This window comes from Crenothrix polyspora (genome assembly GCF_900163755.1).
Classification (GTDB): domain Bacteria; phylum Pseudomonadota; class Gammaproteobacteria; order Methylococcales; family Methylomonadaceae; genus Crenothrix; species Crenothrix polyspora.
On record NZ_FUKI01000102.1, the window covers coordinates 1 to 22,827 of the forward strand.

General features: G+C 45.9%; 19 protein-coding genes and 1 pseudogene. 11 read left to right on the forward strand and 9 right to left on the reverse strand.

Annotation, left to right across the window (positions count from 1 at the left end):
• Positions 1-221 (reverse strand): annotated as a pseudogene (locus CRENPOLYSF2_RS07695) (helix-turn-helix domain-containing protein); the annotation flags it as partial.
• Between the two features lie 562 nt (positions 222-783).
• Here CRENPOLYSF2_RS07695 and CRENPOLYSF2_RS07700 point away from each other — a divergent pair.
• Positions 784-993, forward strand: a complete 210-nt coding sequence (locus CRENPOLYSF2_RS07700) for a cold-shock protein (protein WP_087143377.1) — start codon at positions 784-786, stop codon at positions 991-993.
• Between the two features lie 69 nt (positions 994-1,062).
• Here CRENPOLYSF2_RS07700 and acs read toward each other — a convergent pair whose 3' ends face one another.
• From acs to recQ, 4 genes are all read right to left on the reverse strand, one after another.
• On the reverse strand, positions 1,063-3,000 hold the full coding sequence (gene acs, locus CRENPOLYSF2_RS07705) for an acetate--CoA ligase (protein WP_087143378.1): 1,938 nt from the start codon (positions 2,998-3,000) through the stop codon (positions 1,063-1,065).
• 41 nt (positions 3,001-3,041) lie between these two features.
• Positions 3,042-3,947: a tRNA glutamyl-Q(34) synthetase GluQRS gene (gluQRS, locus tag CRENPOLYSF2_RS07710; protein ID WP_087143392.1), complete on the reverse strand. Its 906-nt coding sequence runs from the start codon at positions 3,945-3,947 to the stop codon at positions 3,042-3,044.
• A gap of 9 nt (positions 3,948-3,956) precedes the next feature.
• Positions 3,957-4,391: an RNA polymerase-binding protein DksA gene (gene dksA / locus CRENPOLYSF2_RS07715; protein WP_087143379.1), complete on the reverse strand. Its 435-nt coding sequence runs from the start codon at positions 4,389-4,391 to the stop codon at positions 3,957-3,959.
• Positions 4,392-4,624: 233 nt separating this feature from the next.
• Entirely contained in the window at positions 4,625-6,766 is a 2,142-nt protein-coding gene (recQ, locus tag CRENPOLYSF2_RS07720) for a DNA helicase RecQ (protein ID WP_087143380.1), read from the reverse strand.
• 112 nt (positions 6,767-6,878) lie between these two features.
• Here recQ and CRENPOLYSF2_RS07725 point away from each other — a divergent pair, with 112 nt between their 5' ends.
• On the forward strand, positions 6,879-7,160 hold the full coding sequence (locus tag CRENPOLYSF2_RS07725; RefSeq protein WP_087143381.1) for a hypothetical protein: 282 nt from the start codon (positions 6,879-6,881) through the stop codon (positions 7,158-7,160).
• Between the two features lie 61 nt (positions 7,161-7,221).
• Here CRENPOLYSF2_RS07725 and CRENPOLYSF2_RS07730 read toward each other — a convergent pair whose 3' ends face one another.
• The 4 genes from CRENPOLYSF2_RS07730 to CRENPOLYSF2_RS07745 form a co-directional block, all read right to left on the reverse strand.
• Positions 7,222-8,718 carry a phytoene desaturase family protein gene (locus CRENPOLYSF2_RS07730; RefSeq protein WP_087143382.1) on the reverse strand — a complete coding sequence of 499 codons (1,497 nt, stop codon included), beginning with the start codon at positions 8,716-8,718 and terminating at the stop codon, positions 7,222-7,224.
• The gene (locus tag CRENPOLYSF2_RS07735; protein ID WP_087143393.1) at positions 8,719-10,314 is read right to left on the reverse strand and encodes an aldehyde dehydrogenase family protein; all 1,596 of its coding nucleotides are present in this window, start codon (positions 10,312-10,314) and stop codon (positions 8,719-8,721) included. It abuts the gene before it with no gap.
• Positions 10,315-10,316: 2 nt separating this feature from the next.
• Positions 10,317-11,837, reverse strand: a complete 1,521-nt coding sequence (locus CRENPOLYSF2_RS07740) for a phytoene desaturase family protein (RefSeq protein ID WP_087143383.1) — start codon at positions 11,835-11,837, stop codon at positions 10,317-10,319.
• Between the two features lie 111 nt (positions 11,838-11,948).
• Positions 11,949-12,521: a methyltransferase family protein gene (locus tag CRENPOLYSF2_RS07745; RefSeq protein ID WP_087143384.1), complete on the reverse strand. Its 573-nt coding sequence runs from the start codon at positions 12,519-12,521 to the stop codon at positions 11,949-11,951.
• Between the two features lie 84 nt (positions 12,522-12,605).
• Here CRENPOLYSF2_RS07745 and CRENPOLYSF2_RS07750 point away from each other — a divergent pair, with 84 nt between their 5' ends.
• The 9 genes from CRENPOLYSF2_RS07750 to CRENPOLYSF2_RS07785 all read left to right on the forward strand — a co-directional run bounded on the left by CRENPOLYSF2_RS07750 (position 12,606) and on the right by CRENPOLYSF2_RS07785 (position 22,779).
• Positions 12,606-13,310 (forward strand): ABC transporter ATP-binding protein, encoded by a 705-nt coding sequence (locus CRENPOLYSF2_RS07750; protein ID WP_087143385.1) that lies wholly within the window; start codon positions 12,606-12,608, stop codon positions 13,308-13,310.
• Complete coding sequence (locus CRENPOLYSF2_RS07755) at positions 13,304-15,724, forward strand: ABC transporter permease (RefSeq protein WP_245807943.1); 2,421 nt, start codon at positions 13,304-13,306, stop codon at positions 15,722-15,724. The genes CRENPOLYSF2_RS07750 and CRENPOLYSF2_RS07755 overlap by 7 nt, the downstream gene beginning before the upstream one ends.
• Before the next feature lie 467 nt (positions 15,725-16,191).
• Positions 16,192-17,778, forward strand: a complete 1,587-nt coding sequence (gshA, locus tag CRENPOLYSF2_RS07760; protein ID WP_087143386.1) for a glutamate--cysteine ligase — start codon at positions 16,192-16,194, stop codon at positions 17,776-17,778.
• 2 nt (positions 17,779-17,780) lie between these two features.
• Positions 17,781-18,518, forward strand: a complete 738-nt coding sequence (locus tag CRENPOLYSF2_RS07765; RefSeq protein WP_087143387.1) for a phosphoadenylyl-sulfate reductase — start codon at positions 17,781-17,783, stop codon at positions 18,516-18,518.
• Between the two features lie 68 nt (positions 18,519-18,586).
• Positions 18,587-19,861, forward strand: coding sequence for an AAA family ATPase (locus CRENPOLYSF2_RS07770; protein ID WP_087143388.1), 1,275 nt, complete (start codon positions 18,587-18,589; stop codon positions 19,859-19,861).
• A 4-nt stretch (positions 19,862-19,865) separates the two neighbouring features.
• On the forward strand, positions 19,866-20,504 hold the full coding sequence (locus tag CRENPOLYSF2_RS07775) for a DUF4276 family protein (protein WP_176371064.1): 639 nt from the start codon (positions 19,866-19,868) through the stop codon (positions 20,502-20,504).
• Positions 20,505-20,598: 94 nt separating this feature from the next.
• Positions 20,599-21,189 (forward strand): Uma2 family endonuclease, encoded by a 591-nt coding sequence (locus tag CRENPOLYSF2_RS07780; RefSeq protein WP_087143390.1) that lies wholly within the window; start codon positions 20,599-20,601, stop codon positions 21,187-21,189.
• Positions 21,189-21,323 carry a DUF29 family protein gene (locus tag CRENPOLYSF2_RS18520; RefSeq protein WP_140396825.1) on the forward strand — a complete coding sequence of 45 codons (135 nt, stop codon included), beginning with the start codon at positions 21,189-21,191 and terminating at the stop codon, positions 21,321-21,323. Before CRENPOLYSF2_RS07780 ends, CRENPOLYSF2_RS18520 begins: the two co-directional genes overlap by 1 nt.
• 46 nt (positions 21,324-21,369) lie before the next feature.
• Positions 21,370-22,779, forward strand: a complete 1,410-nt coding sequence (locus tag CRENPOLYSF2_RS07785; RefSeq protein WP_087143391.1) for a cobyric acid synthase — start codon at positions 21,370-21,372, stop codon at positions 22,777-22,779.
• Positions 22,780-22,827: the final 48 nt, after the last annotated feature.

The following is a 22,827-nucleotide window of genomic DNA, read 5'->3' on the forward strand; positions in this document are numbered from 1 at the left end:
TGAACCAGGCGCTCCCGTACCCTCTCAACTGTGCGCGTTGAAATGCCAAAGGCTTCACTGATCTGGCCATCCTGCCATTTGCCACCTGACTCACTAATATCCGCTTTAAGCAGTATTTCTGCATGAAGTCTTTTGTGTGCTGCCACTTTCCCTGTATGGATTATGCCATCCAAATAATCTCTTTCGTCCTCTGTCAATCGTACAATGTATTTCTTTTTCATAGTCAGCCTAGCCCTTACGTGAAACTTGTTTATGGGGGCTGTTATTCGACATTTAAAGAGTGACTGAGTACTAGTAGAGGAGGTCAATTTATGTGCATTATTTAATGTTCACACTTTTTCTAAAGAGTCATAAAAGTATTGAGGTAGTCTTTATGCCGCAAAGAGTGCGACAGTTTTAAAAGCGTTTGAATAATTTTAAAAAAAACATATGTAAAACGTTAGATAAGTTTATCATTACCAGGTAAGTTTATTTTACTTAATTTGCAGATAAAAAAATTAAACTATTGTTTAAATTCAATTTGTTATGGTATTTTTGGTGTCTGTGAGAGTTATGTGCTCTAAGCCTTGCCGTTAGTATGATAGTATCTAATGTATTACTGTGCAGTTAAAGTACTTTACAGCACTCGGTTGAGAGATTTTAGCAGGTTAAAATATTTTGCCCTGCTTATATTTTTAATGCTACCATTGGTAGCGTAAAAAGGTTGACCCGATTTTACTTTAGTAAAGTCGGAATTTGTATAGCCAATCATTATTGGCGATTTTTAAGATTATAGAGTGTAATATGGCAGATCAAGTTGTAGGTACCGTTAAGTGGTTCAATGATGAAAAAGGTTTCGGATTTATTGAACAGGAAGGTGGCAAGGATGTATTTGTTCATCATAGCGCAATTATCGGTACTGGCCGCAAGACCTTGCGGGATGGTCAAAAAGTAACGATGCAGGTAACTCAAGGCGAAAAAGGCCCACAAGCTGAAAACGTAACACCAGCGTAAATACCGGATAAATTGAACCCAAAAGCGATCTCGTCTTTTGGGTTCTTTAGGTAGAATTGTTTATTAGAGCTATTTGTTAACTCTATGGGCAATAATGTTGTCGACAACTGATGGGTCGGCCAGTGTTGAGGTATCGCCTAAGCCATTCAGTTCGTTTGCAGCCACTTTACGTAAAATGCGTCGCATGATTTTACCGGAGCGTGTCTTTGGCAGAGCGGGTGTCCATTGAATGATATCAGGACTGGCAATAGCTCCGATTTCTTGGCGCACTAAATTTACCAGCTCCTTGCTCAGTTGTTCTGAGGCTTGCACGCCTGCATTTAACGTGACGAAGGCGTAAATGCCTTGGCCTTTAATATCGTGTGGGTAACCTACTACGGCTGCCTCTGCAACATGTGTATGCAATACCAGCGCACTTTCAATTTCCGCTGTTCCCATTCTGTGGCCTGAGACGTTAATTACGTCGTCAACACGGCCAGTAATCCAGTAGTAGCCATCTTCATCACGACGCACCCCATCGCCAGTAAAATAATACCCTGCATAGCTTTTAAAATAGGTATCAATAAAGCGTTGATGATCGCCGTATATGCTACGTGCTTGTCCTGGCCATGAGCGACTTAATGCTAAAACACCTTCTGCTATACCCTGTAAACTATTACCCTGATTGTCTAAAATTTCTGGCTTAACACCAAAGAAAGGTAGGCTTGCCGAACCTGGTTTTAACGCCATCGCGCCTGGTAACGGTGTAATCATAATACCGCCGGTTTCAGTTTGCCACCAAGTGTCCACTACGGGGCATCTGGCATCACCTACGACATGGTAATACCATTCCCATGCTTCAGGATTAATAGGCTCGCCAACACTACCTAGTATGCGCAGACTGCTACGATTAGTACGGGTGACAAAATCATTACCTTGTGCCATTAAAGCGCGAATGGCTGTCGGTGCGGTATAAAAAATATTAATCTGATGTTTGTCTATAATGCGCCAAAAACGATCAGCTTCTGGATAAGTTGGTACGCCTTCAAATAATACCGTGGTTGCACCATTGCACAACGGCCCGTAAATCATGTAAGAATGCCCGGTAATCCAGCCGATATCGGCGGTACACCAATAAATATCACCGTCGTGGTAATCGAAAACGTATTTATGGGTCATGGCAGCATATAGCAAATAGCCACCCGTGGAATGCAGTACACCTTTCGGTTTGCCGGTTGAGCCTGATGTATAAAGAATAAATAACGGGTCTTCCGCAGCCATCGCCACGGCGGGGCAATGGTCAGACGCATTTTGCATGGCTACGTGATACCAGATATCACGTCCGTTAAACCAAGCGACATCAGTGTCGCTATTTTTTATAACGATAACACTTTTAAGATTGGGGCAGCCAAGCGCCGCTTGATCGACATTAGCTTTAATAACCGTAGTTTTGCCGCCGCGATAACCAATATCGGCACATACTACGTACTGACAGTTGGAATCTAAAATACGATCTTTTAACGCCTCAGCCGAAAAGCCGCCAAACACAATAGAATGCACTGAGCCAATGCGGGTACAGGCTAGCATCACCACCGCTGCTTCGGCAATCATGGGCAGATAAATGCACACGCAATCACCTTTGCTAACCCCTTGTGCTTTTAAGACGTTAGCAAACTGACACACTTGTTGATGTAACTCACGATAGGTGATTTTTTTATCTCGTGTAGGATCATCACCTTCCCAAATAATTGCGACTTGATCGCTACGCTCAGCTAAATGTCGATCTAGGCAGTTTTCACTGACATTAAGCAGGCCCCCTTCAAACCAGCGAATATGACCTCTGCTGTAATCACAGTCCATCACTGTGTGCCAGGGCTTTTGCCAATTTAAAAACAACGTAGCTTGTTCGGCCCAAAAAACATCAGGTTCGGCAATAGAGCGCTGATACATGTTTTGATAAATGGGCTGGGTAATATGCGCGTTGCTGGCAATAGCGGGTTTTATGTCATAAATTTTAGCGTTTGTCATCGGCGTGTGGGTTCGGCAGTTAAAAACGATAGGGTGTGGGCTTAGTCGTCCAGAGGAATGGCTGCTATTGGTTTTAACGCCGCTGGGTTCCAATGGGTAATTGCCCAGTTAAGCAGTTCCGCCGCTGATGCATTTTGTAATTCTACCGGCAGCTGTTGCTTTAACAAGTGTAACAATTTAAAGATAACAAGTGTGGGTGATTTTAAATCAACCGCTTGTGCTTTTGTTTGTTTACTGAGTTTAAAGCCCTGCTCATCGGTAATAATGGGTACGTGCAGGTAATTGGGTGTGTTTAAGCCCAGTCGTTGTTGCAAATAAATTTGTTTGGCAGTTGAGTCGAGTAAATCCATGCCACGTACCACATGGTTAACGCTTTGTCTGTCATCATCAATAACGACGGCAAATTGGTAAGCAATGATATGATCTTTGCGTTTTAAAATAAAATCGCCGTGCTGGCTAGCAAGCTGTTGGCTAATAAGGCCTTGCAGTCGATCATTAAAGGCAATGTTGCGGTTATCGGTTTTAATGCGTAATGCATGGGGAGTGGGGCAGGGGAAGGTATTATCTCGGCAATTATTGGGGTAAATAACTTCTGTAGCGGTGTTTGATTGGCTTGTTGTTAGTGTTTTTCGGCTACAGGTACACGGGTAGATTAACTTATGATGCTGTAATGTTGCGAGAATGTCGTTATAAATACTGATGTGATGGCTTTGATAATAGACTTCATCATCCCACTGCAAACCGAAGGCTTCCAGTGTTGTTAAGATGTTACCGGCAGCGTCTTTGGTATTGCGCGGGGTGTCAAGATCGTCAATACGCAATAACCACAGACCTTGCTGAGCTTTAGCATCTAAAAAACTGGCCAGCGCGGTATATAAAGAGCCTAAATGCAGCGAGCCGGTAGGCGAGGGCGCGAACCGGCCAATATAACGTGAAGTGTCTGACACATTAAGCACTTAACCCATTTGTTTTTCTCGAATTTCATCCAAGGTTTTGCAGTCTATGCACAAACTTGCGGTGGGTCTGGCTTCTAAGCGGCGTATACCAATGTCAATACCACAGGATTCGCAAAAACCGTAATCACCAGATTCAATTTCTTTGAGGGAATCATCAATTTTTTTGATGAGTTTGCGCTCACGGTCACGGGTTCTTAATTCCAAGCTGAACTCCGACTCTTGAGTGGCGCGGTCATTGGGGTCAGGAAAGTTGGCCGCATCGTCTTGCATATGATGCACAGTACGATCGACTTCTTTCATCAACTCAGATTTCCAGTTATTAAGAATGGTATCAAAATGTTTTAGTTGAGACTCATTCATGTACTCTTCGCCTTCTGTTTCTACATAAGGCTTAAAACTGAAAGGCGATGTTATTGGTTTAGGACTATCGGTCATCCATTAACTCCTAAAAAACAAGGTAATAAAAACAGCGCATTTTTAGCAGAATAGCCCCGCCTTAGCAAGAACTATCGTTACGGTTTTTAGATAATAAGGCCAGTTAATTCATTACGCATTTGATTCTGTATGTTTTAAACTTGTTTTTGAAACTTAAAAAATCTACAAAATCATTACAAATTGACCGTAACATGCAGGATTTTGGTTAACAGGAATAACGATATCGCATTATTTTACCGTGATTGAAAATCCCACGCTGACTTAACGCAACGCAATACCTCATAGCTGTACTGGCCTTCCAGCATTTCAAACAACGGCTTAACACCGATTCTGTCTTCTTCTGACAAACTGATCAGTGCATCCTGTATGGATTTTATCTCTGCTTCTGGCAAGTCCAGCACGTCTGTCAACACCAACTGGCCGTGTGCCAATGCTTGTGCCAAATGCCCATACACAGTGCTTTCTTTTAAGTCCCGCTGTTTAGCAACTCGTTCTACGCTTAGCCCTGCTTTAAATAACGCGTAAGAATCACGCGCCGTATCCGACAGGCTAGTATTGACCAGCATTTTGGGGATGATCGCATCTTTAAACTGGTTCAGCACCGCTAAAAAGGTAGTACCATACAGCTCCAGTTTATGCACGCCAATGCCGGATATTTTCGCCATGTCTTGCAGACTTGTTGGCCGCGCTTCCATCATGGCCATTAAGGTGGCATCGTGAAAAATCACATAAGCTGGCACACCTTGCTTGTCGGCAATTTCGCGGCGTTTTTCGCGCAGGGCATCCCATAAGGCGTTGTGCTTGTTGAAGTGTTGGCCGGAATGCTTGGTTTTGTGTTTGGCTTCTACCGGTTGGTCTTTACGCAGCATCAGCGTTTGTTCGCCGCGTAAAATCGGTCGACAGGCATCGCTTAGCCGCAACACGTTAAAATTGTCAAAATCTACTGCCACCAAGCCACGGGCAACCAATTGCCGGAACACCGAATGCCATTGCTGCTCGGCCAAGTCTTTGCCGATACCGAAAGTGGACAGCTTGTCATGCCCCGCTTTAACCATGCGTTCGGAAGCCTTGCCCAATAATACGTCAATCAAATAGTGGCTGCCAAAACGTTGGCCGGTGCGGTGGATGCACGACAAGGCTTTTTGTGCGGCTACCGTGCCATCCCAGGTTTCCACCTGTTGCAGGCAGGTATCGCAATTACCGCACGGCTGTTCCAGGGTATCGCCAAAATAACGCAGCAAGGATTGGCGGCGGCACACAACCTGTTCACACAGCGCCAACATGGCATCGAGTTTATGGTATTCAATGCGCTTGTGCGCTTCATCGGCGGTCGATTGCGCCAACATGCGCCGAAGCGTAATAACATCCTGCAAACCGTAAGTCATCCAGGCATTGGCGGGCAAGCCATCACGCCCAGCACGGCCGGTTTCCTGATAATAGGCTTCCAGGCTTTTTGGCAAATCCAAATGCGCGACAAAACGCACGTTGGGTTTGTCGATACCCATGCCAAACGCAATGGTGGCGACCATGATTAAATTATCGTTCATTAAAAATTCGTGCTGGTGCTTGGCACGTAACGGCGCTTCCATACCGGCATGGTAGGGCAATGCCCTTACACCATTGGCAGTTAGCCAAGCAGCGGTTTCCTCTACTTTTTTGCGCGACAAACAATATACAATGCCAGAATCGCCTTGATGCTCGGTGTGGATAAAGTGCATTAATTGCTGGCGGGCTTCGCGTTTTTGCACGATGGCATAGCGGATATTGGGGCGGTCAAAGCTGCTTAAAAACAGCCGTGCATGGGTCAGGCTTAGGCGTAGCTTGATTTCTTCGCGGGTCTTGTCGTCGGCGGTGGCGGTTAAGGCTATGCGCGGAATGCTTGGGAAACGCTCGTGCAGCATGGACAACTGGAGATAGTCGACACGGAAATCATGCCCCCATTGCGATACGCAATGCGCCTCATCAATGGCAAACAGCGCAATCTGTATGCGCTCAAACAAGGCCAAGGTATAGGCGTTGGTCAGACGTTCGGGTGCGATATACAGCAGGTCAATTTCGCCGCTGATGAGCTGTTGCTCTATGCGCCGGCTTTGTTCTTGCGACAAGGTGGAGTTTAAGAACGCCGCCCGCACACCCAATTGCAACAGGGCATTGACTTGATCTTGCATCAGAGCAATCAACGGTGAAATGACGATGCCAACGCCAGGCCTCACTAAAGCAGGGATTTGATAGCACAAGGATTTGCCGCCGCCGGTAGGCATCAGCACCAAGGCATCTTGGCCGGCAATCAGGTGTTCAATCGCCGCTTGCTGGTGGCCGCGAAACTGGTCATAACCAAATACGGTTTTGAGTATTGTGTGTGCTTCGTTAAGCATTACGCCTCCGTTAATGATTCCTGCCAGCGAATGGTTACAATTTTCGCTAATGGCCTTATACCACTATAAATAGTGGAATTTTACAGGACTTTAGGGAATAATCACCTACGCCATGACGCAATCAAACAATACCGTTTTAACACGACTGAGCCAATTACAGGACAATGGCAAGCAACACATGCTGTGTGGCGGGCTTAAAGGCATCGAAAAAGAAAGCCTGCGTATCGGCAAAGATGGCTTGATTGCCCAGACGATTTCTATCGATCAGTGGTGTTCATACGAATACAGCTACAGCGTTTTCAATTTAGGACAGTTACAACCACCGTTCGCACTGAGCTTGTCGAAGTGTGCCGTTCATGCTTCGACAAGCTCAGCACGAACGGTTACGCTGTAACTATTGAACTGTGAAAACGCTGTATGCGAAATTTTTTGTGCTTTTGTGAACAACACCGCCTTCAAGACCGCTTAAGATCAGCCAAAATTTTGTCCCGCACTAATTGCCCAGACAATGTCACCATTGGCATACCGCCACCTGGATTAACACTGCCACCGACAAAATATAAATTACGCAAAGACGCGCTGCGTTGCGGTATTTTAAAACCAAGATTTTTAAAGCGATCCGTTACCACGCCGTAGATTGAGCCTTGGTTAGAATAATATTTCGCCTCAATATCTACGGGTGTCCAAGTTTCTTCGCACACAATATGCTTTCTTAGATCGGTTAAGCCCATACGTTCCAACTTGATTAACACGCGTTCTCTAAATGCCGCATAGTCTTTAGCGGTTAAGGGATTTTTCGTATCAAGATGAGGAATATGTGGCAGGATTTTGATGATTTCACAACCCTGCGGTGCTTGGGACGGATCACTTTTTACGGGTGCAACCAGGTAAATCGTTGGATCATCTGACAAGCGATGCGATTTAAAAATCGCCTTAAAATGTTCGCGCGGCTGGTCGGAATAAAAGAAATTATGGTGCGCCAATTGTTCATAAATCTTATCCACACCCAGGTGTATCACCAGACCGGAACAACTGGGTGCAAAACGTTGCAATTTTTGCGCCTGCTGCGGTTGCTTGAGTAATTTTTGGTAAGCCGGAATCGCCTCCATATTGGACACCACAATATCCGCTGCCAGCACACGGCCATCGGTTAAGCGTACACCGGTAGCACGCTCACCCTGGGTTTCAATGTCGGCCACTTCCGAATTGACTCTGATATTTACGCCTAGCTCAAGTGCCAGTTTTTGCAAAGCCTGAGCCATGCCATACATGCCACCTTTAATGTACCAAAGACCGTATCCAAACTGAATATATGGCAGTAGATTCATCAGTGCCGGTGAATCATAAGGCGATGAGCCGACGTATTTAATGAAATAATTGAGGACTTCAACCAATTTAGGATCTGTAATGAAACGCCTTACGCCTTGATCCATCGAACGGCATACGTCAAATTCCAGTAAGCTGCGCACCGGCCCATAGTGTTGGATTAATTCCCAAAATGAATCCAGGCCGTGTTCAAAATAGCCTTGCTCGGTGATTTTACACAGTTGTTTGGAATAGGCCATAAAAGCGGCAAACTCTTTGGCCGTATTGGTGCCAAGTTTCGCCAGTTCTCGCTGCATGTACTCCGCATCAGAACTTAAATCCAGTGTGCTGCCATCTTCAAAAAAATTGCGCCAATGCGGTTCTACCGGCTGAATAGTGACATAATCCGCCATGTTTTTGCCGACCCGCTCAAACAGGCGCTGAAAAATATGTGGCATGGTTAAAATGGACGGGCCTAAATCAAAGCTAAAACCGTCTTTTTCCAGCACATTCAGCTTGCCACCGACTTTGTCATTTTTTTCCAGCAGATCAACACTGAAACCTTCACTGGCCAGCGAAATAGCTGCCGATAAACCGCCCAAGCCTGCACCGATGACAACAACGTGTTTGTTTTGCGTAGCGTTCATTTAAAAGTCCCTGCCAATACCTAGATGAATTAATAGATTATGCCAATGTTGCTGGAGATTGCTGGAAGCATAACCCCGAAACGCCTGTAATGCCGCCCCGTTACGTTTGATACGCTGGTAGAGCGATCCCTTACCAAACAGAAAATCCACAAAGCCGCGCATTTGAAGATAACGGTCATCTGAATAAGGAAACCAGTTGGGTTCGTCATCCAGTTTGCTACGACTGGTCAGGCCGGATACGGTGTAAGTGAACTGGCGTAAACCTTCTGCGCCGTGATAACGGCCAAAACCACTGTTTTTAACGCCACCGAACGGTAATCCTGCATGGCCAATATTTTTAATGACATCATTTATTGCCCAATTACCGACTTTTAAGCGTCGCGCCACCTGCTCGGCTTGAGCAATATCCAAACTCCAGACACTAACATTCAGGCCATATTGACTGTCGTTGGCCAGTGCAATCACTTGTTCCTGTGTGCTAAAAGCCATAACCGGCAATAATGCGCCAAAGGTTTCTTCCTGCATAACCTGCATGTCATGGTTAACATCCCATAATACGATGGGACGCAGATAGCGCCCATGCAATTGCAACTCACCCGATGCTTTCGCCCCCTTGGCCAGCGCATCCTGATAATGTGCCTGAACAATCTCAAACTGTGCCAGTGTGGTTAGCGCACCCAAATCGCCTTCCACACCATGACCGATGGTCAGTTTTGCTGTTGCGGCACACAGTTCCTGTACGAAAGCTGTGTAACACAGATCTTGCACATACAGTCTTTCGACCGATACGCACACTTGGCCACTGTTACTGAATGCGCCATACAACGCCGCTTTACACACACGTTTCAGATTGGCATCGGCAAACACCAGCATGGCATCTTTGCCGCCTAATTCCAGCATAACCGGAATAGGATGCTGTGCAGCTCTAGCCATAATGGCACGCCCCGCGTTTAGACCGCCGGTCATAAACACCAGATCAGGTCGATTATCGATCAAGCTTTCCCCCGTTTTTGCAGCGCCGATCACCTGTTGCACCAGATGTTGAGGTAAAGCGATGTGTTCGCACAATTGCAAGATCAATTCACCCACGGGCACGCTGAGTTCCGAGGTTTTAAAAATGACAGCATTGCCCGCCACCAAAGCGGTAATCAAGGGATTTAACGTTAATTGCAGCGGAAAATTCCACGGTGAGATAATAGCCACTACGCCATAAGGCTGACGTTCGATACTGGCTTTGGCATCTGGAAAGGCAAAGGGTGAGGTAACCTCGGAACGGGGTGCTAAAATTTTGGCGGCATTTTTTTCATAGTAACGGATCAGTTCCAGAATCGGATAAATTTCACCCAGTATGACCTCAGTTTTAACCTTGCCGGTTACTGTCACCAAGGTTTCAGTAATATGATCGATCTTCTCCAAAATAGCAGTCTGTAAAGCCGCCATGAATGACAATCGTTGAGCTATTGGTGTTGCCGCCCAATTTTCTGCCGCGATGCGTGCCTGTTTAATATTTTGTGTAATGTCGTCGGCATTGCTGATTGGATAGCTTTTAAGTGCCTGACCATCCAGCGCCGAAGTGGCGGTAATTGTCTCTGCCACGCCTACAGCCATTTGCCACGATCAGGTGTTGCAAAACTCACACCGTGTTTTTGGCAAATTAAGTCTGCTGAAATCCGCGCTGACTCGTAAATCGTCGGTAAGCCACTACCGGGATGGGTACCGCCACCGACCAAATAACAATGGCCTAACTCCTGAAACTGATTGTGTGGCCGCCAGTACAGTAACTGGCTAAATTTATGCGATAAGCTGAAGGTTGCCCCTAAAAATACGTTTTCATTACTTTCCCAATCTTGGGGCGTGATGATTTTTTCCGCACTGATATGGCTGCGTAAATCAGCCATATCAAAGCGTTTAGCTAGCATATCCAGCACTTTTTCACGCATGATCGCGCACTGCTCGTCCCAGTTGACCCCGCTGATATTATTGGGCATGGGTACTAACACATAGAGACTTGATTGTCCTTCCGGTGCCAGACTGGAATCAGTTACACAGGCATTTTGTACATAAAACGAAAAATCATCGCTCAAGGCTTTGTTGTGAAAAATATTGCTGATGTTAGTTTTATAATCGTCGGCAAACACAATGGTGTGATGCGGTAGGTCATAACGTTTATCCAAAGCTAAATACAGCATAAACGTTGAACAGGAATACTCCATTTTTTTCAGCCGCTCCGGGCTGTGTTGCTTTAGCTCATCGGGTTTAACCAGATGTGTCATGGCATAAGCAAAATCGGCGTTGATAATCACCTCGTCGGCGGCAATCTCGGTGCCATCCTGTAAGCGCACACCTTTAGCAATCTTGTTGTCAATTATTAACGATTGCACTGGTGAGTGAGTATGTAGTGTGCCACCTTGTTCGGTAATCACTTGGGCCATTGCGGCCGCTATGCGATTTAATCCGCCTTTTACATGATAAATACCGTATTCATGTTCCAGGTAGGACAGCATAGTAAACAAGGCCGGACATTGCCACGGCGACATGCCCAAATACTTTGATTGAAACGAAAAAATTAAACGCATTTTTTCAGCTTTAAAATAGCGCCCTAAATTGGAAAACACGCTGTGATTGAGCGCCAAATAAGGTAGGGCTTTAATAAGCTCCAGTGAGAAAAATGCGCTTAGGCTGGAATAATTACGCTTAATACACGGGTAAAGTTTACGGAAGCGTTTGCCTTCTTGCTCAAGATAGCGATCAAAGCCCGCACTGCCTTCGGGGAAGGCACGTTGCAATTCGGCACGCATTTTGTCACGATCTGAATAAACATCCACTGACTGGTCATCGAAAACCAGGCGGTACATAGGATCAAGCTTAAAAAACTCCAGATAATCACTACTGCGTTTGCCACACAGTTCAAACATTTCGTCTAAAACATGTTTCATCAATAAAAACGTGGGGCCGGTATCAAAAACATGATCATTCAATCGAATGGGGCGATTGCGCCCACCGACTTCGGGATTTTTATCAAATAGTGTTACCTTAAAACCACGCTGACTTAACAGCATTCCTGCACACAAACCGCCGGGACCTGCACCGACGATCACGATATGTTTTTTTTTGGGCATGATGGAGTGTATCGGTGAAGTATGAAAAAGACGATTGATATTAATCGGGTATTATTTAGGGATATAAAAATTAGTCAAGTCAATGTAGGAAAAAGGCTATCGCAATCTTGGTCAATAAAACCAGGGAATTAATTTTTGTGTTTGGCCAGAGTAGTCAATATAGCGTTCGCCAAAATGTGCGGACAACCATTGTTCTTCCACTTGAATGCGTTGTAGCAACACATAAATGATAGGAATGACCAATACAATCAACGCCAACACATCACCCATGCCAATACCAGCACCACAAAAGCTGAGGAGCAAACCGGTATAGGCCGGATGGCGGATACGTTGATAAGGGCCTATCTGAATTAACTTATGCTGATCTTGAATCGTGACGCTGGTACTAAAAAATTGCCGTAGCGTTAGTACCGCACAAGCACGTAAAACAAAGCCGCTACTAAATAGCAGCACAGCCAAAGTTTGACGGACGATGGGGTTGAACGGTAAAGGCAGCAGGTGTAAGCCTTTAAACCACAGGGCGCAAAAAAGTGCGACGATTACCACTAACCAGATTAACTGTTCAGAACGGTAGCGATTTTGTGCGTTTGACGTAACGCCAACGCGGGTCTTAAATGCAATAAAGCATTCTAGGATGGCCCAACTTGTACCGAGTATGAACCAGAGTAGTTGGATGGCGGTCATGGTAAGCGTTGTGTTGAAAAGATACGCTCATGATAGAATTTAATCACCGAATGTACAATATCAGTAACTTAATGACCGCCACTTATGACTCCCATTATCCAGCTTAACAATGTTTACAAGGCTTATACGCTGGGTAATGTAAGCCAGCCGGTGTTGCACGATATTTCTCTGGCGGTTTACGCGGGTGAATTTGTTTCCATCGTCGGCGCATCGGGAAATGGTAAATCGACCTTGCTGAATTTATTAACCGGCATTGATAAGCCAAGCAGTGGTCAGGTGCATGTCTGTGGTAGTCAATTACAGCGTTTGAAGGAAGAACAGCTGTCGATCTGGCGCGGGGCGAATGTCGGCATTGTATTTCAATTCTTTCAGCTCTTGCCGTCGTTAACCTTATTACAAAACATCTTGTTGCCGATGGACTTTGTCGGCACCTTACCCAAACGCAAACGCCTGGACAGGGCGCGGTATTTATTAGACCTGGTGAGCTTGACTTCACAAGCACAACAATTGCCCAGCCAGGTATCCGGTGGCCAGCAGCAACGGGCGGCGATTGCACGGGCGATGGCTAATGATCCGCCGTTGATTGTTGCAGATGAACCCACAGGAAACCTGGACAGTGAAACCGCTGAGAGCGTATTCGCGCTGTTTTTAACCTTGTGCGAGCAAGGTAAAACCCTGGTGATGGTCACCCATAATGAAACCTTGGCGCAAGCCACCTCACGGCGTATTACCCTGCACGCGGGGCGTATTTTAAGCGATAACAGCACACAAACGAGGCGCTCTTGTTGACTAGCGTGTGGACAAAAATACGCGCCGATTTATTGGCGCACAAAGGTCGTACCGGCTTAGCCATCACCAGTATTGCCATTGGCGTATTTGTAGTGGGATTATTGCTGGGCATGATGGATCTGGAACTCAGCAACATGGATGCCGCCCATCGGCAGTCATCGCCCTCGCATATCAGCTTGATACTACGAAAAGATGTCGAATTTAGCAGCATCGAGACCATAAAATCAGTAGCTGGCGTTGCAAATGTCGATAGCCTCACCCAGTTTACCGTGCGCTACAAAACCCCACACAACAACGATTGGCAACTGGGCACGGTGGTTTTTAGGGCGGATTACACCCAGCAACGTTACGACATATTAAGCTTGCTGTCAGGGCAGTGGCCCAAAGCCAATACCATCGCCGTCGAACGCTTATCCATGCAATCGGCAGGGCTTGCCACGGGTGATAACATTCAGTTTGAGACCGCGACAGGAACCGTGGACATGGCTGTTGGCGGCATAATTCGCCACCCGTTTGTTAAGCCGCCCCTGTTTGGTGGCCAGTTACATTTTTTTATAGCCGCCGAAACCGCACCGCTGTTTGGCATAGCGGCCAACACCTTCAGGCAGGCCTTGGTGCAAGTAACCCCGCCCTATAGCGCCGATAAAGCCCGTACTGTTGCGGCGGCTATCCGTACAAAACTGGCTGCACAAGGCATTGCCGTTAACGCAAGCTTGTTGCAAAACCCAGATAAACATTGGGGACGGCCGTTTTTTGCCGGCATTAACCTCATTTTAAATGTTATGGCTTGGGCATCGCTGGCATTAAGCTCGGTATTAATACTCAATACTGTAACCGCTATGATTACCCAGCAAACCGACCAGATCGGCATCATGAAATCCATCGGTGCTAAACGTAAAACCATCGCCAGAATTTATTTAACCGAGGTATTTGTGTTGGCCTTGTTGGCCTTGGTCATAGCTATTCCAGCCAGTTTGGCAGGAGCATTTTTCAGTAGCCGTTGGTTACTGGATTTGTTCAATATTCAACTCAACGCATTTAGCTATTCTAAACGCGCCCTGCTGTGCATGGTGGTAGGCGGCTTACTTGCGCCACTGTTGGCCGGTGTGTGGCCAATTTGGCGCGGTGCATCATTAACTGTGCGCGAAGCCTTGGCCAGTTACGGCTTGGGGGCAGATTACACACGCAGCGGCTTATCCGGTTGGCTGGAAAGCACGCTATTTAGCGCATTACCCACCGTGTATGCGGTGGCCTTGGGCAATCTGTTGCGCCGTAAAGCCCGCTTGTTTTGGACACAAAGCGTGCTGATCATTGCCGGGGTTTTGTTCATCGTTATCATGAGCCTGATCGCCTCGGTTAATGCAACATTAGACCATGAGTTGGCCAGAAGTCGTTACGCGGTACGTCTGGGTTTTAGCAGCGACCAACCCGCTAAGGTGATTAAAGACACGGTTAACGCCATCCCTCAAACCACAGGCGTTGAACTGTGGAACCGGCTACCGGCGGAGCTATCCAAAAACAATAGCGTTATCCGCCAAACCGGTAGTCTTGGCGTGCAACTGCTGGCGTTACCGCTGACCAGCCAGATGTATCAGCCGCTGATTATGGCGGGGCGCTGGTTGCAAGCTAGCGATGCTAAGCAACATGTATTGGTGCTTAACGCCGCCACGGCGGAGCTTAACAGCATTAAAGTGGGCGATAGCCTGGACGTTGCTGTCGCACAAGGCCAAAAAGAGCCGTGGCAGGTCATTGGTTTATACCGTTGGTTTATCGGTTCAGATTATGCGGTAGAGCCGGTTTATGCGCCCGTAGATAGCGTGCAAAGCCTTGAGCATAACAATCCACGGCATTCATTTGCATTGCTGTCTGCATCGGTAACAACATTGGCCGAAGAAAAACGCTACGCCGATGCCTTAAAGCAAAAATTTCAAGATCAACATATCGCGCTGGATTTTTATACCACTTTGGCGACCCTGGAACAGCGACAATTTGCTAAAAACCAGTTTATCCCCATGACCAGTATGTTGTTAAGCCTAGCCAGCATGATAGCCTCCGTGGGGGGCATTGGTTTATCGGGCACGCTGGCTATGGGTGTATTACAGCGCACACGCGAGATAGGCGTACTCAGGGCGGTGGGGGCAAGATCGTCCACGGTGTTTAAATTATTTATGCTAGAAGGGTTTTTACACGGGCTATTGGCGTGGATAATCAGCGTTCCACTGGCTTATTATTTGGCTGAACCACTGGCAAAAAAACTGGGGCTCATCACCCTGGAATTACAGTTGGATTTTGTATTTTCCACGCTGTCGGTATGGCTGTGGCTGTTATTAATTATAGCGATAGTCGTTATGGCTTCTTATTGGCCAGCACGTTATGCCACCCAAATAGCGGTGCGTGATAGCTTGAGTTATTAGCCATAAATGATTGCTTAACAATAGTCATGCAAATTTTTTTTTAAATCCGCCACCAGTGATACCGCCTATTACTTGCTAAATTTCATGGCCATCTGGTGATTTACAGAATTAAACATACCAGATACAGCGTTTTCAACTTAGAACAGTTACAGCCACCGTTCGTGCTGAGCTTGTCGAAGTATGAACGGTACACTTCGACAAGCTCAGTGCGAACGGTTACGCTGTAACTATTGAACTGTGAAAACGCTGTACTTAGTTTATCTTGCGATCCCGTGTTCAATCGCCGCTTGCTGGTGGCCGCGAAACTGGTTATAGCCAAATACGGTTTTGAGTATTGCGTGTGCTTCGTTAAGCATTGCGCCTCCGTTAAGTATTCGTAGCGCCGCAGCGTTAGCATTTTCGCTAACAGCGTTATACCACTATAATAGTTAGATTTTACAGGACTTCAGGGAACAATCACCTACACCATGACGCAATCAAACCCACCCGCTTTAACACGACTGAAGCAACTACAGGACAATGGCCAGCAACACACGTTGTGTGGCGGGCTTAAAGGCATTGAAAAAGAAAGCCTGCGTATCGGCAAAGATGGCTTGATTGCCCAGACAGCGCATCCCTACGCGTTGGGTTCTGCGCTTACTCATCCGACCATTACCACCGATTATTCCGAAGCCTTGATTGAACTGATCACGCCGCCGTTTAGCGATGTGCGCGACACGCTTAGCGCGTTGCAGGATATCCACCAGTATGTGTACGACCATCTGGGTAATGAAATCCTGCTCGCCACCAGTATGCCCTGCGGTATTAATGGTGATGATAGCATCCCTATTGCTCGGTATGGCACGTCCAATATTGGCCGTATGAAGCATATTTACCGGCATGGCCTGTGGCATCGTTATGGCAGAACCATGCAGGCGATTGCCGGTATCCATTTTAATTATTCAGTGCCGGAAGCGGTGTGGCTGCAATTGCATAGCCAAGAGCAATCTAGTTTAAGTCTGGAGCAATTTACCAGTGTTGGTTATTTTGGCCTGGTGCGCAATTTTCAGCGCCTGGGCTGGATTATCCTGTATCTGTTCGGCGCATCGCCTGCCATCTGCAAGAGCTTCTTCAAAAGTCGCCCCGAATTGATGGCGCAGTTTGAGGAATTTGACGGCGGCACCTTATACCACCCTTACGCCACCTCGCTACGGATGAGCGATATTGGCTATAAAAGTAAAAACCAGCTGGGGCTGGCCATTGATTACAACACTTTGTCCGGTTATGTGGATAGCCTAAGCCAGGCGATTGCCACGCCGTATCCGGAGTATGAAAAAATCGGCGTAAAGGTGGATGGCGAATACCGCCAACTGAACAGCAATATCCTGCAAATTGAGAACGAGTTTTACAGCACCATCCGCCCCAAGCAAATTGCCAATTCTGGTGAAAAACCCACCTTGGCGCTTAAACGCCGTGGCGTGCGCTATGTGGAAATGCGCTCGTTGGATTTGGATGTGTTCGACCCTATTGGTATCAGCGAAGCGACCGCCCGTTTTATTGAAGCCTTGCTACTGACTTGCCTGTTAAAAGACAGTCCGCCAATGACGGGGCAAGACCATGACATTAACAACGCCAACCAGTTGGCAGTGGCCAATACCGGTAGACAACCGGGCTTGCAATTGCAACAAGGTGACAAAACCCTGTTATTGCAAGATTGGGCGCATGAGGTTTTAGATTCCATGCTACCGGTGTGCGCGGTGTTGGATCAAGATTTGGCGAACAAACCCTATGCGGCGGCGTTGACTTTTCAGCGGCAACGGGTGGACAATCCAGACAGGATTGCATCGGCACGCATGCTTGCAAATATGCGCGAGGCAAAGCAGCCGTTTGCCCGTTTTGGTGTGCAGCAATCGGCGGAACATGCACAGTTTTTTAAGCAACGCAGCCTGGATGCCACCACCACCCAGCAATTTGACGATTTGGCCGTGCAATCCCATACCAAGCAACAGGACATTGAAAGCAAAGATAGCCTGCCGTTTGATGAATTTCTTGCCCAGTATTTTGCCCAGAGGTAATTATGTCCACACTTGATATAGCGCAATTGCAAGCCGAACTTAGCGGTAAAAACCCACGCATCATCCTGAAAAAAGCCCTAGAGCTATTTGATAATATCGCCATTTCGTTCAGTGGCGCGGAAGATGTGGTGCTGATTGATCTGGCCGTTAAAATCCGCCCAGACATTCAGGTGTTTTGTCTGGATACCGGACGTTTGCACCCTGAAACTTACCGGTTTATCGACAAAGTGCGGAAGCATTACCAGATTGATATTGAGGTGTTAACGCCGGATCGGGTGGCTTTGGATGCGTTTGTGAAGGCCAAAGGCTTGTTCAGTTTTTATGAGGATGGTCACCATGAATGCTGTGCTATTCGTAAGGTTGAACCGTTACGCCGCAAGCTGGCGCAGATGGATGCCTGGATTACCGGCCAGCGTAAAGACCAAAGTCTGGATACCCGCCAGGATGTTCCGGAAGTGCAGCTGGACGGCGTGTTTTCTACTGAAGGGCATCCGCTGTTTAAATTTAACCCGTTGCTTAACTGGAGTTCGGCTAAAGTTTGGCAGCATATCGAGGCTTATCAAGTGCCGTTTAATGAGTTGCATGAGCGAGGGCTTATCAGCATAGGTTGCGAGCCTTGCACACGGCCAGTGTTACCTAATCAGCATGAGCGGGCAGGGCGCTGGTGGTGGGAAGAGGCGACCAAGAAAGAGTGTGGTTTGCATGTGGGGAATGTGCGGGGTGGGTTGGAGTCGGAATAAGTATTTAAGAGTATTTGGTATTTCAAATACATCTGAATATACCGCCACAATAGTTTTAGGGGTGAATAATGGCAAAGATTGAAGGTATTAGGATAAAGAATTTTCGTTCTTTAAAAGATGTCACTTTAGGGCGGTTGTGGAATCAGCAAAAATCAGAACCACTCACTCCGATGACTGTTGTTATTGGTAAAAACGGTGTTGGTAAAAGCACCTTGTTTGATGTTTTTGGTTTTCTTGCTGACGCGCTTAAAGTTGGCGTAGAAGAAGCCTGTGATTCACGTGGTCGTGGTGGATTTAAAAAAATACGTTCACAAGGGCAATCTGGGGCAATTGAATTTGAAATTTATTATAAAGAAGATGGTAATGCTCGGCCTATTACTTACGAAATATTCATCAATATCGATGAATCTGGGCGACCTTTTGTACAAAAAGAACGACTTAGGCAACGACGTAAAAACCAGACACGGGGCTGGCCTTTTTCATTTTTGGTGCTCAACGATGGAAAAGGTGTGGTATGGAAAGGTGAAGGTAAGAATATTGATGAAGACAAAAAAGAATTTGATCTCAATGATTTTCTTAAATCACTTGTAGAAGAAGAAAGCAAGGAAACTGAAATAGTGGAGCTTTCTGACAAAAGGAAACTTGGAATTGCTACTCTTGGCTCTTTAAAACAGCACCCAAGAATTTCGGCATTTCGTCAATTTATTGAAGGTTGGTATCTCAGTTATTTTGAACCTAATTCGGCAAGGAGTCTTCCATTAGCGGGGCCACAAAAGCACTTGAACATCAAGGGCGATAATATTGGTAATGTTGTGCAATTCATGGAACGGGAGCATAAGGCACGTTTTCAGAAAGTATTGGATCGTATAGCAAAAAAAATTCCAGGTATTAATAAGATTGATACTGATGAGACTGCGGATGGGCGATTGTTGCTGCGTTTTAATGACAAAGGCTTCCATGATCCCTTCTATGCCCAACAAATGTCCGATGGTACATTAAAAGTCTTCGCTTATTTACTATTGCTAGAAGACCCTACGCCGCCCCCATTTTTGTGTATTGAGGAGCCAGAAAATGGTTTGTATCACAAATTGTTAGAAACTTTAGCCATAGAATTTCGTGCCCATGCAACGGGGCGAAAAGACGGTTCTCAGGTTTTTATTACTACGCACCAACCCTATTTTGTAGATGCACTTGAACCCAATGAAGTTTGGATTTTGGAAAAAGGAGCAGATGGTTTTTCTGCTATTCGACGAGCCAGTGACGATGAACTGGTCAAAAATATGGTAGCAGAAGGGCTGCCATTAGGCGGGCTTTGGTATAGTGATTATTTGGATGCACGGTAACATTATGCATTTTGAGATACTCGTAGAAGATCAATCGGGAAAAATTGCGTTAGATATTTTGGTGCCTAAAATTATTAGTGAAAATGATACCTTCAAAGTTATATCCTACAAAGGCATAGGTCGAATTCCCGTGAAAATGGGCAACAGTATTGATGCCAGCAAACGTATTTTGTTGAACAATTTACCAAAATTATTGACGGGTTATGGTAAGTCATGGAAAAGCTATGATTCGGTTGTTTTTGTTGTTTGTGATCTTGATGACAAATGCCTTGAAAATTTTCGGAATGAACTGATTTCATTGTTGAATAACTGTAATCCGCGCCCTGAAACACGTTTTTGTATTGCCATTGAAGAAGGCGAAGCTTGGTTTCTTGGTGATATTCTGGCCATAAAACGAGCTTACCCAAAAGCTAAAGATGGTGAGCTAAATAGCTACGTCAATGATTCAATTTGTGGCACATGGGAGAAACTGGCTAATGCCGTTTACAAAGGTGGTTCGCAAAAGCTGTCAAGCTTAGGGTGGAAAGTTGTCGGAACTGAAAAATCCGCATGGGCTGAAAATATTACACCACACATGGATTTGGAAAATAACGCATCACCGAGCTTCAATTATTTTCTGGGAAAAATTCGAGAGTTGATTTGATGTGTATGGTTACATCATTCCAAAATTTTGTAGGATTAACCAGAGCCATAGAATGAGCGGAGAAACGAAGTGTATCGATGTGGAGTGGTAAACTATGAGTGCTATTTTTAAAACAAATCATTTTGTCAGTGTAGAAGATTATTTAGCGCAAGAACTCATCACTGAAACCAAACATGAGTATATAGACGGCGCTATTTATGCAATGGCCGGTGCGAGCAAAAATCATGAAAGCATTTGCGGCAATGTGTTGGCAGAAATACGCCAGCATCTAAAAAATACACCGTGCCGCCCGTTTGGTTCTGACGTTAAAGTAAAAGCGGGCAACCAATTTTTTTATCCTGATCTGATGGTGGTCTGTGAGGATAAAACCGATAATGCTTACTACACCGAATCACCACTTTTGCTGGTTGAAGTGCTTTCTAAATCCACGCGGCGCACCGATAAAACCACTAAGCGCACCGCTTATCAAGCATTGCCTAGCGTGATGGAATATGTCTTGATTGAGCAAGATTTTGTCGATGTGGAGGTGTGCAGGCGTTCATCGGGCTGGATACCCCAGCATTATTTTTTAGGTGATGACGTTTGGTTTGAATCGTTGGATTTTAAGTTGGCGGTAGCGGAAATTTATCGCTGGGTTGAAAATGAAGATATGATGATGTTTTTACAAGCGAGTGAGCCTGGTTAGTGTGCAATAAAAAATTTGATTTGTTGGAGCTTGAACACATCGCGGATGACATAGAAGACGTGGGTAAAAGCGAACAAGGTGAATTGGCCAGCCGAAAATATATTATTGGACAGCTGATTGCCGCAAAGCATTGAACATTAATAATAAGCTTATCTATTCCTAAGTAATAATCAGACCTAAATGAAGCCACTCGCTATTTTCGGCACCAGTTCCGATGCAGGAAAAACCACCGTTGCAATGGCATTATGCCGAATTTTTGCCGACAAAGGCATTAAAGTCGCACCGTTTAAAGCGCAAAATGTATCAAATAATTCGGCGGTTAGCAAAGAAGGCCGAGAAATGTCCAGAGCGCAGTATTTTCAGGCAGAAGCCGCCAGAGTAGAGCCAAGCTTTTGGTTTAATCCTGTACTGCTTAAATCGTATGGCAATAGCGCTGTGCAAGTGATTGTTAATGGCTTGGTGTACCAAAATCAATCGGTGGCAAACTATTACAATGAAATTGACACCTTAAAACAAGAAGTACACCGTGCCTTTAGCCAGTTACAGCAAGATTACGAGCTGGTGATTGCAGAAGGTGCAGGCTCTCCGGTGGAGCTAAATTTGCTGCACAAAGACTTATCCAACACCTTTATTGCCACAACGTTTGGCACTAGAAATATTTTGGTGGCAGACATTGAACGTGGCGGGGTATTTGCATCTATTTACGGCACGTTGGCATTAATGGATCCGGTGATGCGTGCAAATTTAATAGGTGTGGTTATTAATAAGTTTCGGGGTGACCGGCGCTTTTTTGATGAGGGCGAAAAAATCATTCGCGAGCGTTTTAACGTACCGGTATTAGGTGTATTGCCGTTCCAAGCCTTGAATATCGATATGGAAGATTCGCAATCCTTACAAAATTACCAGCAGCGCCTGGGTGATGTAAAAGTGCGTGTCGCGGTTATCGCTTTTCCTGGCATGAGCAATTACAACGATTTGGATGTGTTGATGGCCGATCCTGAATTAGAGGTCAGCTTGATACGCTCGTATCGTCTGCTGGTTGGCTTTGACATGGTGTTATTGCCGGGCAGTAAAACCGTGATTCGTGATGTGCATTGGCTGAAAGAATTGGGTTTGTTTACTGAAATTCAACATTTTAACGGCGCGGTGTTTGGCCTGTGCGGTGGCTATCAAATGCTGTGCAAAACCTTACACGATCCCGATGCCATAGAACATGAAATTGCTAGCATGGTGAGTGGTTTTGGCTACATGGACGAGTCAGTGATTTATCAAGCGCCTAAAATACTCCAGCGTGGCAGGTATGATTTGTTTGGCTTGTCTGGGCTTAAAGGTTATGAAATCCACTGCGGGCGCATGGCCAAATACCCGTTGTTTTATCAACAAGGCCGTATTGCCGGCACGCACGTACACGGTGTATTTGATAATGATGGTTTCCGCACAGCGTATTTTAAAGCGCTTAACAGCCAATACCAAGGCTACGATTACTCGCACTACCGTGAAATGGAGATACAAGGATTTGCCGATATGGTCGCCGAAAATTTGGATATAGACGCGATATTACGCGCCGTACAGGAGATATACTCACATTGAGCGGCTACCCTCCCGTTAAATTTTGATTTAGACTTAAGTGCCGACTTG